This is a genomic window from Ralstonia pickettii (assembly GCF_030582395.1).
Taxonomy (GTDB): domain Bacteria; phylum Pseudomonadota; class Gammaproteobacteria; order Burkholderiales; family Burkholderiaceae; genus Ralstonia; species Ralstonia pickettii_D.
Genome location: NZ_CP104382.1, coordinates 1,350,687 through 1,364,609, shown reverse-complemented (window position 1 = coordinate 1,364,609; position 13,923 = coordinate 1,350,687). Strand labels below are relative to the sequence as shown.

General features: G+C 64.6%; 12 protein-coding genes. 10 read left to right on the top strand and 2 right to left on the bottom strand.

Features of this window, described 5'->3' with window-relative positions:
- The gene (locus N5B55_RS22865; RefSeq protein WP_103518701.1) at nt 1–597 is read right to left on the bottom strand and encodes a helix-turn-helix domain-containing protein; all 597 of its coding nucleotides are present in this window, start codon (nt 595–597) and stop codon (nt 1–3) included.
- Nucleotides 598–684: 87 nt separating this feature from the next.
- On the opposite strand from N5B55_RS22865, the gene kbl reads away from it, so the two are divergent.
- The 9 genes from kbl (at nt 685) to N5B55_RS22820 (ending at nt 12,483) form a co-directional block, all read left to right on the top strand.
- Nucleotides 685–1,902: a glycine C-acetyltransferase gene (gene kbl / locus N5B55_RS22860; protein WP_304540191.1), complete on the top strand. Its 1,218-nt coding sequence runs from the start codon at nt 685–687 to the stop codon at nt 1,900–1,902.
- Nucleotides 1,902–2,885 carry an NAD-dependent epimerase/dehydratase family protein gene (locus tag N5B55_RS22855; RefSeq protein ID WP_304540189.1) on the top strand — a complete coding sequence of 328 codons (984 nt, stop codon included), beginning with the start codon at nt 1,902–1,904 and terminating at the stop codon, nt 2,883–2,885. Before kbl ends, N5B55_RS22855 begins: the two co-directional genes overlap by 1 nt.
- A gap of 109 nt (nt 2,886–2,994) precedes the next feature.
- Nucleotides 2,995–3,240 (top strand): hypothetical protein, encoded by a 246-nt coding sequence (locus tag N5B55_RS22850; protein ID WP_065858504.1) that lies wholly within the window; start codon nt 2,995–2,997, stop codon nt 3,238–3,240.
- A 584-nt stretch (nt 3,241–3,824) separates the two neighbouring features.
- Nucleotides 3,825–4,826, top strand: coding sequence for a LuxR C-terminal-related transcriptional regulator (locus tag N5B55_RS22845; RefSeq protein ID WP_304540187.1), 1,002 nt, complete (start codon nt 3,825–3,827; stop codon nt 4,824–4,826).
- A 73-nt stretch (nt 4,827–4,899) separates the two neighbouring features.
- Nucleotides 4,900–7,368, top strand: a complete 2,469-nt coding sequence (pgaA, locus tag N5B55_RS22840; RefSeq protein WP_304541798.1) for a poly-beta-1,6 N-acetyl-D-glucosamine export porin PgaA — start codon at nt 4,900–4,902, stop codon at nt 7,366–7,368.
- 5 nt (nt 7,369–7,373) lie between these two features.
- On the top strand, nt 7,374–9,581 hold the full coding sequence (gene pgaB / locus N5B55_RS22835) for a poly-beta-1,6-N-acetyl-D-glucosamine N-deacetylase PgaB (RefSeq protein ID WP_441295871.1): 2,208 nt from the start codon (nt 7,374–7,376) through the stop codon (nt 9,579–9,581).
- Between the two features lies 1 nt (nt 9,582).
- Nucleotides 9,583–10,866, top strand: coding sequence for a poly-beta-1,6-N-acetyl-D-glucosamine synthase (gene pgaC, locus N5B55_RS22830; RefSeq protein ID WP_009240071.1), 1,284 nt, complete (start codon nt 9,583–9,585; stop codon nt 10,864–10,866).
- Entirely contained in the window at nt 10,863–11,873 is a 1,011-nt protein-coding gene (locus N5B55_RS22825; RefSeq protein ID WP_304540183.1) for a poly-beta-1,6-N-acetyl-D-glucosamine biosynthesis protein PgaD, read from the top strand. The genes pgaC and N5B55_RS22825 overlap by 4 nt, the downstream gene beginning before the upstream one ends.
- A 379-nt stretch (nt 11,874–12,252) precedes the next feature.
- Entirely contained in the window at nt 12,253–12,483 is a 231-nt protein-coding gene (locus N5B55_RS22820; RefSeq protein ID WP_065858496.1) for a hypothetical protein, read from the top strand.
- 59 nt (nt 12,484–12,542) lie between these two features.
- Here the strand turns inward: N5B55_RS22820 and N5B55_RS22815 are convergent, their stop codons facing one another.
- Nucleotides 12,543–12,737: a hypothetical protein gene (locus N5B55_RS22815; protein WP_304540180.1), complete on the bottom strand. Its 195-nt coding sequence runs from the start codon at nt 12,735–12,737 to the stop codon at nt 12,543–12,545.
- A 145-nt stretch (nt 12,738–12,882) separates the two neighbouring features.
- Here N5B55_RS22815 and N5B55_RS22810 point away from each other — a divergent pair, with 145 nt between their 5' ends.
- Nucleotides 12,883–13,905, top strand: a complete 1,023-nt coding sequence (locus tag N5B55_RS22810) for an SDR family oxidoreductase (protein WP_304540178.1) — start codon at nt 12,883–12,885, stop codon at nt 13,903–13,905.
- Nucleotides 13,906–13,923: the final 18 nt, after the last annotated feature.

The following is a 13,923-nucleotide window of genomic DNA, read 5'->3' as shown; positions in this document are numbered from 1 at the left end:
CTACTGGGCGTATTCGACCACCAGCAACGCCGTCGCCACCGTCTTGCCGGCGTTCGAGATGGCGTGCTGCACATCCACCGGATAGCGCGCCGATTCCCCGTGCCGCACCTTCTTCTCGCTCGGGCCGGATTGCACCGTCACCGTGCCGCTCAACACAGAGATGTGCTCCTTCGAGCCCAGCTCGTGCGGCTCTGACGCCAGCACGCCGCCAGGCTGGATCGCCAGTTCATACCATTCGAAGCGCGCTGCCAGGTCGACGGGGCCAAGAATCTTCAATTCGCACTTGCCATCCGGGCTTTTGATGACTGGGATGGAGTGAGCGGGAATCACCGTCACCGCAGGCGCTGCATCGGCCGCGCCTTCGGGCGACAGAAAATCGGCCAGCCCCACGCCAAGCGCGGTGGCCAGCCGCCACAGCACCGCGACGGTCGGGTTGGCCAGATTGCGCTCGACTTGAGACAGCATGGATTTGGACACGCCCGCGCGCCGCGACAATTCATCGAGCGACAGCTTGCGTGCCTGACGCAGCGCCTGCAGCTTGGCGCCAACGGCGGGCGGGCCGTCGGCAAGGACATCGGTGGCGGGGGCTTGTGCCATCGGTTGGTATCTTGTAAATTGAACAACTTATTCGATATATCGAACTTGTTCGGTTTATCGATCAACGCAGTCTACAGGAGCAGCACCATGGGGACAACGCAAGCCAGCGCTTCCGCCGACGCCTTCTACGCGCACATCCGCCGCGAACTGGACGCCATCGAGGAAGCCGGTCTCTACAAGACCGAGCGCATCATCACCTCGCCGCAGGGCGCTGTGATCCGCACGGCTTACGGCAAGGAGGTCATCAACCTCTGCGCTAACAATTACCTCGGTTTGTCGTCGCACCCGGAGGTGCTGAAGGCTGCGCACGAGGCGCTCGACTCGCATGGCTTTGGCCTCAGCTCGGTGCGCTTCATCTGCGGCACGCAAGATCTGCACAAGACGCTGGAAGCGCGGCTGGCGAAGTTTCTCGGCACGGAAGACACGATCCTCTATGGCTCGGCGTTCGATGCCAACGGCGGCTTGTTCGAAACGCTGCTGGGCGCTGAAGACGCGGTCATCAGCGATGAGCTGAACCACGCGTCCATCATCGATGGCATCCGCCTGTGCAAGGCGCAGCGTTATCGTTACAAGCACAACGATCTGGACGACCTGCGCGCGCAATTGCAAGCCGCTGACACGGCGGGCGCACGCTTCAAGCTGGTGTTTACCGACGGCGTGTTCTCGATGGACGGAACCATCGCACGGCTGGATGAGATCCGCGCCATCTGCGATGAGTTCGGCGCGCTGCTGGGCATTGACGAATGCCACGCCACGGGTTTTCTCGGCAAGCGCGGCCGCGGTTCGCACGAACACCGTGGCGTGTTCGGCAAGATCGACATCATTACCGGCACGCTTGGCAAGGGCTTGGGCGGTGCGTCAGGCGGTTTCACGAGCGCGCGCAAGGAAGTGGTGGCACTGCTGCGCCAGCGTTCGCGGCCGTATCTGTTCTCGAACACGGTGGCCCCGTCCATTGTCGGGGCCACCATCAAGGTGCTCGATTTGCTGGAAGCCGACACCGCGCTGCGTGACAAGCTCGAAGAGAGCGCGCTGTACTTCCGCCGCAAGATCGTCGAACTGGGTTTCGATATCAAGCCGGGCGACCATCCCATCGTGCCGATCATGGTGTACGACGCGCAGAAGGCGCAGGCGTTGTCCAAACGCCTGCTGGAGCTGGGCGTGTACGTGGTCGGCTTCTTTTACCCCGTGGTGCCGAAGGGGCAGGCGCGCATCCGTGTGCAGATCAGCGCAGTGCACGAGCGCGCGCAACTCGATACGGCGCTCAAGGCGTTCGAAACCGCTGGCAAGGAACTGGGGATCATCTGATGAGCACTGGCACCGGCGCGAATCTGGGAACGGCACCGCGCATCCTCATCATTGGCGCCAACGGGCAATTGGGCACGGAGCTGGCGGCTGCGCTGGCCGAGCGCTACGGCACTGGCAACGTCGTGACAAGCGACATGGTGCCCCGCGGCCGCCACCCGCAGATCCGCCACGAAACGCTGGATGTGACGGATCGCGGCCAACTGCGCGAGATCATCGAGCGCCACGGGATCACGCAGATCTATCACCTGGCGGCGGCGCTGTCGGCCGCGGCGGAGCAATCGCCCACATGGGGCTGGGCGCTCAACATGAATGGCCTGCTCAACGTGCTGGAGGCCGCGCGCAATCATCGGCTCGAGCGCATCTTCTGGCCCAGCTCTATCGCCGCGTTCGGGCCCACCACGCCTGCGGACAACACGCCGCAGAGCACAATCATGGAGCCCAGGACCGTCTACGGCATTTCCAAGCTGGCGGGAGAGGGCTGGAGCCGCTGGTATTTCGAGCACCACGGCGTGGACGTGCGCAGCCTGCGTTATCCGGGCTTGATCTCGTACAAGACCGCGCCGGGCGGCGGCACGACGGACTACGCGATCGACATCTTCCATTCGGCCGTCAAGGGCGAGCGTTATACGTGCTTCCTTGAGCACGACGAGGCGCTTCCCATGATGTATATGCCCGATGCCGTGCGCGCCACCATCGAGTTGATGGAGGCACCGGCCGAACGCATCACCGAGCGCGGCAGCTACAACCTGGCCGGCGTGAGCTTTACGCCTGAGCAACTGGCGGCCGAGATCCGCCGGCATCGTCCGTCGTTCGAGGTGGCGTATGCGCCGGATTTCCGCCAGGCGATCGCGGCCAGCTGGCCCAATTCCATCGACGATTCGGTGGCCCGGCGCGACTGGGGCTGGAAGGCGGAATACGGCGTGGCTGAGATGACGGCCGACATGCTGCAGAACCTGGCGCACTTGGCCGCGCACCCCGCCTGAGCAATTTCAGTCGGGGGAATTGCGGGCGTTGCACGGCGCTGTTTTCTGTTTCGCTTCGATCGGTTGTGTTCAACAATGCAGCATGGCCATCACTTCTCGTCCCTGCCGCATGCCCCGTTCGACGCCCGACCCCGCGCCGCGTCATCGCGACGACCCCCTGCCCGCCAAGCGCACATGGTGGGTGCCGGTGCTGCGCATGTCGGTGGCTGCAGGCGTGGTGGCGGCAATTCCGCATACGTCGATCCAGCTTCCGTTTGCTGACGGTGCGTGGATGTTGCATACGGCCGCCGCGCTCATCTTCATGGTGGGCGCCATCGACAGCCTTTTCCTCTTTGCCATGCGTCATAAGCCCTGAGCGGCGCATCGGTCATTCAAACATCGCCGCGCTGCCGGTGATGTGCTCTTTGCCGCCCTCGCCCGGTAAGTTTTAAAACAGGTTGTAAAAACGTTCAGTGGACAGCCGATGGCATGACGGCGTCTGTCGTCACACCCCGAGGGTTCGTAACTAAATCGTTACAGAAATGCCTCAATTTGCGGCGCCGCATCAATCCATGCGATGGGCCTGCGATCCTTTGCCACAGCGGGTTTTCCTCCGCTTCTGCACCCCGCCGGTTGTGCCACAAGTGTAAGCAGATGTTGCGCTGCACGGAGGTGGCCCGATGCTTGCTCTATGTCGTGCGGTCACTCTGTATGTGCAAGGCAGTTCCGCCACATGCAGAACACGTTTTTCCAAATAAGCGAATCCGGAACCGGGTTGGTCCCCACGGTCTCACGGTCCCACGGCATTCGCACTTCGCTTCTCCAGTGCCGGCACATCGCCGGTGGCAGGGCGCTTCTCTCGGACGGTCCCGGGGTTTCGACGGTCATGTGCGTGCTCGCCCGCAGCGGCTGGCCTGCGCGCGCTCGGCCGGAATCGCTTCACAAGAAAACGAGGAAACCATGAAAGCAGTCCTGCTGGAGAATCATCCGTTGCTGCGAGCCGGACTTGCGCAGTTGCTCGCGCATCCCACCCTCGGTTTGGAGGTCGTTGCCCCGGCATTGCCTGCCCGCAGCTCTGGGGAATTACACGCCTGCGACGAGCGGGCCGACCTGCTCGTTATCGGTCTGGACGAGGCCGATGGCCCGACAGACGCCGGCCAGTTCGCCGCCCAGTTGCGCGAGGCCATCGACGCGAGCGAGGCCAGCCACGTGGTGCTGTTGGCCGCCAGCCTGTCTGCTGAACAAGCGCACGTCGCCATGACGTGCGGTGTGGACGCCTATTGCGCCAAATCGCAATCGCCGGAAGTCTTGCTGGCCACGCTGCGGCTCGTGCTGGCCGGCGGTCAGTCCTATCCGGCGCTGATGCCACGTGCCGCCAGTGCGGCCATGCCGATGCTCTCGCTCGAGGCATCGGAAGCAGCGCAGCGGCTCAATGTGTCGCTACGCCAGTACGAAGTGCTGGTGCTGCTGTCGCGCGGCCACTCCGTCAAAGGTGTCGGCCGCCTGCTGGGCATTTCGGAAGCCACCGTCAAAACGCACGCGTGCACGCTGTATCGGCGCCTGAACGTGCGCAACAAGAGCGAAGCGGTCTACGCCGCCATGCGCCTGGGTATTCCGCTGGAGTTGCAGGCCGGGCCTGCCGCCACGACCAGCGCTGCATCTGCGCAGACATCCGTCCAGGTGTCTGGCGATGTGCAAGACGCCGACGTGTTCGTGCAAACCGCTGCACGCGCACCGAGTCCGTTCCAGGCCCGCACGCCGGCCCGAGACGCGGTGATGGCGTCTTCGTCCCCCCAGATGGGGGCGCCCGAGCGGACGAATGCGTCGGTGAACGCATCGGCCACTGAACTGGGCGCCGAATCCCGCTGGGCCGCCATGACGCGGGCCTTTGGAGGCGTGACGCCTGCCAAGCCGATGCGCGCCCCGGTGCGCACCGCCAACGGTACGGCGCGCCTCGGCTGACTCAGCCCAGGCACCTCTTCATGCAATGCGGATGTCGTGCGCCTGCACGGGCCGCCCACTGGACATGACAACAATGACAATGTACGAGCCACTTTCCTGGCGCCTGCCGGCCGAGCGCACCCGCGCGGCTGTGGCATGGCATCCCCGCCGCTGCGCGATTGCTGCCGCCACCGTTATGGTGGTCGGTACGGTGCCCATGATCGCGCACGCCGCGACCGACGTTGCTTCCAGCGCGGCCACGCGTCGCCTGATCGACACACAGTTGGCCGACGCGGCGGGCAAGGGCCCGGCCACCTCTGCATCTACATCTACCACCGTCATCGTCGGCGGTGACGATCTGCCGGCGTCTCCCGCCAGCACGCTTCTGGTTGCTCAACAGGCGGTGCCGGCCGATGCGTCCGTGACGACATTGCCCGCGGCAACGGCACCCGCCACCACATCGCCGATGCCTGCCGTTCAGGCCGCACCGCCTGCCTCGCCACCCGCGCCGTCGTCACCCACGGTGATCCTGCCGCCGGGTGCGCCTGCACCCGCTACGGCTGCACAGGCCCCGGCCGCGCCTTCCGGCCGGAGCGCAGAGGGCCCGGGCGCGCTCGAACCGCTGCAGGTATCGCCGGAGGCGGCCAATGCGGCGGCCACCCACGCCGCCGGCAATGCCCCCGATAACGCCCCCGTCGGCCCGATGCCGACCGACCGCCAGGCCTTTCACGATGAGGTCATGCGTGAGTCGCGCGAAGGTGCCGCCACGCTGGCGCAAGAGCACCTGCGCGAGCATCCGGACTGGTTCAAGGAAAGCGAATCGTGGCACGTCGACCATGCCGCCGCCGCACAGCGCATCCGCTGGGGGCGCCAGCAGTTGAAGGTCATCAACGGACCGGAACGCTTCGTGATCATCGATCAGGCGGTGGCCGAGATCGAAGCGCTGCTCAAGAAGGTGCCCGATACGCCGGAGAACGCGGAGTTCCGCCAGGAAATCGTGGCGGATGAAGTGGTGGCTCTGTCCTCGCGCGGGCGCATGAAAGATGCCGTCAAGCGCTACGAAGCCATGTCGCAGACCGGCAAGGTGCCGGCCTATACGCGTGTGGCCGCGGGGGATGCCTATGCGTATCTCGATACGCCGGACAAGGCTGCCGACGCCTACGCCCGCGCGCTCAAGGATGCCGGCCCCGGCGAGATCGAAACCGGTGACGTCCAGGAAGGCCTGTTCTACGCCATGCTCGATACGGGCCGCTTTGAAGAAGCGCGCGCGCTGCTCGACAAGATGAAGGCCGACAATCCGGAATATGTACGCCTGGCGCCGGAAGCCGGTACGCCCAATCCCGATTACTCACGCATCAAGCGGCTGGAAGCGCAGTACCTGATCCTGACGGGCCGCACGCACCAGGGCATTGCCGAGCTGGACAAATGGCGCCACGAGGCGCCGTTCGCCGCCTCGCTCGTCAGCGCTCGTGCCGACGGCGCGATGGTGCAGACCGAGCCGTACCGCTCGCGCGACATGTACAAGACGGCGCTTGCCGAGCACCCGGACGACTTGAGCGTGGTGGCCGGCTATGGCCGTGCATCGCTGGCCGTGGACGATCTGAAGACGGCCAAGGATGTCGCCAACGGGTTGGACGAACGCTTTCCCGAGAACGGCTCGGTGCGTGCGCTGCGCAAGGATCTGGACGTCTACCAGAGCCCGCAGCTGATCATTGAATCCACGGCGGACAAGGGTAATTCGGTGTTCGCCAACAACGAGTACGGCATCAGCACCAAGGCCTACAGCGGGCCGTTTGCCGATCACTACCGGCTGTTCTTCCACAACTTTGCGGGCCGTGCCCAGTTCGACGGTGCATCGCAAAGCCGCGTGCGCAACGGCGCGGGCCTGCAGTGGTTCGACACCGGCGTCGAAGTGAACGGCGAGGTGCACCAGTCCGTCGGTGCCGCCGGCAAGACCGGCGGCACCCTGGATGCGACGTGGATCCCGAGCGACCACTGGAAAGTGTCGGGCCTGATTACCAACGATGACCTGGAGGTCCCCTACAAGGCCTACCAGGTGGGGGTGACCGGCAAGACCGTCAGCGGCAACGTGCGCTACACGTGGGACGAAACCCGCTATGCATCGCTCACGTACGGGGTGTCGCGCTACACCGACGACAACCTGCGCCAGCGCTGGGCTGCGAATTTCTATCAGCAACTGTTCGTGTCTCCGCGCCACACCGTGGGTGTGCTGCTGGGTGCCGACACCAGCAGCAACAGCATGACGGGCCTGAACTACTTCAGCCCCTCACGCGATTACAGCGGCACGGCCACCGCCATCTGGTCGTGGACGCCATGGCGCTACGCCGACAAGTCGTTCACGCAGCGCGTGTATCTCACGGGCGGCCTGTACAACCAGCAGTCCTTCGGCAGCAGCCCGATGGTCGAAGCGCGGCTGGAACATGTTTGGCAGATCAATCGCAAGACGCAGGTTTCCTACGGCATCGGCTTTGGCCGCCATCGTTATGACGGCCAGCCCGAGAACCGCAAGTTCCTGTACCTGAACCTCAACATTCCGCTGTGAAGCCCATGCAAGCTCTCCGACAACCGTCATTGCGACGATTCTTCGCCTGGATGGCATTGACCGTGATGCTGGCACTCGTGGGCGCCGTTCACCCTGCCGGCGCCGTACAGGTGGACTTTCTGCCCAAGCCCGATCCGGATGATGGCAAGACGTTCCGCGTGCTCTGCTTTCACGACATCCGCGACAACCTGCGCGCCAGCTTCGAGACATTGCCCGATGCGTTTGCCGTCGATACCAAGATGCTGACGAACATGTTCAGCTGGATCCAGGACAACGGCTACCACCCGGTCACGCTGGCGCAGATTGACGAGGCGCGCCGCGGCGGCAAGCCACTGCCCAAGCGCCCGATCCTGCTGACGTTCGATGATGGCTACGAAAGCCATTACACCAAGGTCTTCCCGCTGCTCAAGCAGTTCCGCTTTCCCGCCGTGTTCGGTCTGGTGACGGAGTGGACCAACGCCCCGCCGGGCGCGAAGATCAAGCTGTCGGACAAGCAGATCGTGCCGCGGGACTTCTTCATGAACTGGAACCAGATCCGCGAGATGCAGGCGTCGGGCCTGGCGGATTTCGCGACGCACACGCAGGACATGCACCACGGCGCACTGGGCAACCCGCAGGGCAATGAGATGCCGGCGGCCAGCACGCACGAATACTTGCGCAACCTCGGCCGTTACGAAACCGATGATGAGTACCGCAAGCGCGTGCGCGACGACCTGCAGCGCAGCGTCGACCTCATCCAGAAGAACCTGGGCACCAAGGTGCAAACCGTGGTGTGGCCCTACGGCGCGCACAACCTGATGCTCGATCAGGAAGCGGCCAACGTGGGCCTGAAGTACATGCTCACGCTGGAGCCGGGTCCGAACACGCCAGACGTGCCCCTGACCGCGATCCGCCGAAGCCTGATGGGCTACGACACCAACACCGGCGACCTTGAGCGCTCGCTGCGCGAGCCCGTGACGCACCACGGCGAGATCAACCCCGTGCAGCGCGTGGTGCAGGTCGACATGGACTACATCTACGACCCGGACCCGAAGCAGCAGGAAGCCAACCTCGGCAAGCTGATCGACCGCATCAAGGACCTGGCGCCGCGCGTGGTGTACCTGCAGGCCTTCGCCGATCCGAAGGGCAACGGCGCCGTGGACGCGGTGTACTTCCCGAACCGGCACATGCCGATGCGTGCGGACCTGTTCTCGCGCGTGTCGTGGCAACTGAAGACACGTGCGAAGGTGGAGGTGTACGCCTGGCTGCCGATGCTGTCGTACAAGCTGCCGGCCAACAACCCCGCTGCCACGCACCTCGTGCAGTCGTTGCCCGGCGCGCCGCAGAAGCCGGGTACGGTCAAGCCGCCTCGGCTGTCGCCGTTCGATCCGCAGGCGCGCCAGATGATCCGCGACATCTATGAGGACCTGGCCAAGAACTCGATCATCGACGGTGTGCTGTTCCACGACGATGGCGTGCTCGACGACTACGAAGATGCCAGCCCCGCCGCCCTCAAGGCCTACGAGGCCATGGGCCTGCCCGGCGACATCAGCAAGATCCGCCAGTCGCCCGAGCTGATGCAGAAGTGGTCGCGGGCCAAGACGGCTGCGCTGATCTCGTTCTCGAAAGAGCTGATCGCGGTGGCGCAGGGCTATCAGAACGGCCGCGACATGCTGACCGCACGCAACATCTTTGCGGGCCCGGTGCTCGATCCGAAGGCCGAGACGTGGACGGCGCAGAACTACGACGACTTCCTGGAGGCGTACGACTACGTGGCGCTGGAAGCCATGCCTTACATGGAAGAGGCTAAAGATCCGAAAGACTGGATGAAGAAGCTGACGGCCGCCGTGGCCAAGCACAAGGATGGCCTGAAGAAGACGATCTTCGAGTTGCAGGCGGTGGACTGGCGCAGCCAGGACAAGCCGATCCCGACGGCGGAATTGCGTGACCAGATGCGCGCGCTGCGCGCGGCCGGTGCCCTCAACTACGGCTACTACCCCGACGACTTCATCGCCGGCCGGCCCGATACCGAGGTGCTGCGCGATGTGATGTCGCTCAAGACGTATATCGAGACACGCAAGCCGCCAGGCGGCAACGCGGCAAGCGTCGAGAAGCTCAACAGCAGCACCGCGCCGCAGAGCCAGCCGCCAAAGGCCGGCGAGGCACCTGCAGACAAGAAGCCCGCGACAACGGAAGCGGCAGCGCCGGCCCACACCATCAAGGCGGGAGGCTGAGATGGTGGACGCACTCATTGCCAAGCGCTGGATCTCCGGCTTTGTTTTCTACTACCCGTTCTTCATGTCGTATTTCTGGATGATCGGGGGGCTGCTGCATTACTTCCTGCTCGAGCGCGGCACACACAAGGTGAAGCATCCGCTGGCGCTGCTGGGGGTCAAGAGCTACCCCAAGGTCTCGATCATCGTGCCTTGCTACAACGAAGAGGCGAATGTGCGCGAGGTGATCAGCCACCTCGTGCGCATGCGATATCCGAACTACGACATCATCGCCGTGAACGACGGCAGCTCCGACCGCACCGGAGAACGCCTCAACGAACTGGCTGCGGAATACCCGCAGCTGGTGGTGATCCACCAGTCGTCGAACCAGGGCAAGGCCATCGGCCTCACCACCGCCGCAAAGGTGACCGATGCCGAGTATCTGATGTGCATCGATGGCGATTCGATCCTGGATGTGGACGCGATTGCCTGGATGATCCGCCACCTGATGGAAAACCCGACCATCGGTGCCGTGACCGGCAACCCGCGCATCCGCACGCGTTCGACCTTGCTCGGTCGCATGCAGGTGGGCGAGTTCTCGTCGATCGTGGGGCTGATCAAGCGGACGCAGCAGATCTATGGGCGACTGCTGACGGTGTCGGGCGTGGTCGTGATGTTCCGCAAACACGCTATCGAGGATGTCGGCTACTGGAGCAACGACATGCTCACCGAAGACATCGACATCAGCTGGAAGCTGCAGGTGGGTGGCTGGATGATCCGTTACGAGCCGCGCGCGCTGTCGTGGATTTTGATGCCCGAGACCTTCCGCGGCCTGTACAAGCAGCGCCTGCGCTGGGCAAAGGGCGGCATCCAGGCGCTGATCAAGTACGCACCGGCGATGGCGAGCCTGCGTCAGTCGATGATGTGGCCGATCTTCTTCGAGTACGCACTGTCGGTGGTGTGGGCGTACAACATGCTGATCGTCATCGCGTGGTCGGTGGTCGGCTTCTTCATCACGCTGCCGCCTGAATGGCGTATGGAAGCGCTCCCGCGCTGGCACGGCACGTTGCTCTTCATCACGTGCGTGCTCCAGTTGCTGGTTGGATGCTTTATCGACCGCCGCTACGACGACAACATCCTGCGCTACTTCATTGACACCGTCTGGTATCCGGTGGCGTTCTGGATCCTGAATCTTGTCACCACGGTGATCGGCTTTCCAGCCGTCGCCTTCCAGCGTACGCGTGCCCGTGCCCGCTGGACCAGCCCTGACCGGGGCATCCAACAACAACAGGGGAATTCGCCATGACCATGCTTGTCATTGATGTTTCGCGAAACTCGATCCGACAGTCGTTCTCGGATAAGGGTGTCGTCGGTACCTTGCACCACGTGCTGTGGTTCCGCATTTTCCGGCCGGTACTCGTGATCTCGATCTGGGGACTGCTGGGGCTGTACGTGGGCTACTCCATCAGCAGCGTCGGCCCCAGCGGTCTGCCATTCGAGCAACTTCGCATGTACGGCAACATCATCGCCGGCATGGGTGGCGTGCTGGTGGTGTGGATGATCCTGTCTCGGCTGGACCGCGCCGTTCGACGCAAGATCGCCCGTACGCCGGCTGTGCCGACGGCATCGGCGGGCGCCACCGTCCGTGCGTCGCGCGGGGCGCTGCACGGACAGCAGCAACCCGCCTGGCAGCGCCCACGCAACACGCGTCTGCTGGTGGTCGACCACGACGACGACGGCGATATCACGCACGTGCGTTCGTGGCAGGAATGGGCAGGCCGCCCGGCTCCTGCTGGCACCGCGACGCCGCCCACGCCGTTCACCCGCAGCCCGGAATACGACCCCGACGAGCCGGTGCTCGGCTCCCGCCCTGTCGGCGAGGCGATCGTGCTGGAGACACTCGACCGCGCAGAGCCTTCGCTGGCAGGTTCGGATGCGCCTGCCCAGCCGCCGCGTGACGTCGCGAAGGCCGTGGATTCGATCACGGCGGACGCCGCAGGCTTCCATCGCTTCGGCTATCGCGGCCGTCTGGGCCGTAGCGATTGGGTTGAGCCGACCTCGCACGAATCGGCCGCGCAGACGTACGCAATGCGCCCCGGCATGGCCCGCTATTACGGCAGCGTGACAGCCGTGGTGCATGGCCGTGCTGCAGTGCAGGCGGCCGACCGCGCGACGGAACACCACCGTACGTGGCATGCATTTGGTGCGCATGCGCAAGTGGAGGATCCGTATGCACGGCTCCAACGTGCCGAGCACATCGACCCGCTGCACGGCTTCGGCCGTCGCGGCAACGTCGTCGCCAACGACGCGTAAGGTCCAGTCCGAGCGCATTGCTCAGCGCCCCGGTGACGCGAGCCACCGGGGCGCTTTCTTTTGCACAATTGACTTAGCGCAAACGGACGAGGGACGTTTTTTCTGCAATGCGCAATCGTTGCCGCCCGTGCGCTGCACCGCACGGCAAACGGTTGGCCCAGAGCCATCGGCGACGCGGCCGGTAACACTGGTGGGAGAAACGTCCCATTGCCCTCTTGAATGCCGCTGCGCGGATGCCTATGCTGGCTTCTCCTGCAAGCTCAGTTGCTCTCTCCCGATTTCTCGGCGGCTCTTGCAGTGCTCATGGTGTCAGTGAAAACCAAGCCCGCCCACCCGCACGGATTGCGTGCGACGGCCAACAGACAAGCTGGAGCCGACTGTGCTGAGTCCCCATGAATTTGCTGTCTTGCTTCTCGTCAACGACGGTGCAGAATCCGATGACCTCGACCGCGCCGACGTCGAAGCGCTCATCGAACGTCAGCTCGTGACACTGGAGCGCCGAGGCCCCGATCATTGCTATGCCCGGGTGACTCTCCAGGGCTATGCGCTGCTCAAGGCATCCGGGCACGTTCGCAGCGGCGGCCGCCGCGCGGTGGCGGTGTCGCATTAAACAATCCGCCGCGATTCACGCGTGCTGTGAGATCGCCGTGGCGATGACGGTACATACCGTCAGCCTCCGCCTATCCCCTGAATGATCTTGCCGCTGCCCTCGCACGACGGGCACGGCCTGCCGTCCTCGCGCTGGCCCGTTCCGTTGCACTCGGGGCAGACCGCTTCGCCGCTGCCGGGCGCGCCCGGCGCCGCTTCGTCGCCGGGTGCGGCGGGTGCGGGCGGCGTGCCGGGAATTGGGTTTTCGTTGTTCACGTGTCCTCCTGTCTGGCACGGGTCTGAACAGCCCTGCGCAGAAATCGTGCCGCTTCCGGAACGGTCGCGAACGGGAATCGCCCTTGCTTGATGCTGCGCTCAAGCGGGCCGGCGTTCGGCCTGCTCCTCAATCAAGGAGCCGCTCGTGGCAGACGACGATTTTTTCAAGGCCCGCCGCAAGGTCATGCAAGGCGCGACCGCAGCGCTTGCAGCCGCCGTAACAACGCCCGCGCTGGCGCAATCACAATCGCAGCCTGGCGCCGCAGCCGGCACTGCACCCGCCAAGGGCGGCGTGCAGGACCCGCGCCCCCTTTACCCGCATCCCCCGTTTCCGGTGCAATCCCAGCCCTGGCCGGGCCTGGCCGCGCGCATGACGCCGCGGCCCGATCATGGAGAACGTAGCTACCGGGGCAGTGGCCGCCTTGCTGGGCGGCGGGCGCTCATCACCGGCGGCGATTCAGGCATCGGCCGTGCGGCGGCCATCGCTTTTGCGCGCGAAGGGGCAGACGTCGCCATCAACTATCTGCCACAGGAAGAGGAAGACGCACGAGAAGTGGTGGAGCTGATTCGCGTGGCGGGCCGCAAAGCCGTCGCGCTGCCCGGCGACATTCGCGACGAAGCGTTTTGCAAGTCGTTGGTCGACAAGGCTGTCAGTGCGCTCGGCGGCTTGGACATCCTCGTCAACAACGCGGGGCGGCAGCACAGCTACGACTCCATCCTCGACATCACGACGGAAGCGTTCGACTGGACGCTCAAGACGAACGTCTACGCGCTCTTCTGGATCACCAAGGCGGCCATTCCGCACATGCCGGCCGGTGCGGCCATCATCAACACGGCATCGGTCAACGCATATGACCCTTCTGAAAACCTGCTGGACTATGCGTGCACGAAAGCTGCGATCGCCAACTTTACAAAGGGCCTGGCCAAGCAGATGGCCAAGCGCGGCATTCGCGTCAACGCCGTGGCGCCCGGCCCGTTCTGGACGCCCCTGCAAGTCAGCGGTGGGCAGACGGAAGCCAACCTGAAGGAGTTCGGGGCGAAAACGCCCATGGGCCGCCCGGGCCAGCCGGCAGAAATTGCCACCGTGTATGTGCAGCTGGCCAGCAGCGAGTCGAGCTATGTGACCGGGCAGGTCTATGGCGCCTCGGGCGGCAACGGCCAGCCTTGAACGCCTGCCCGCCGATGG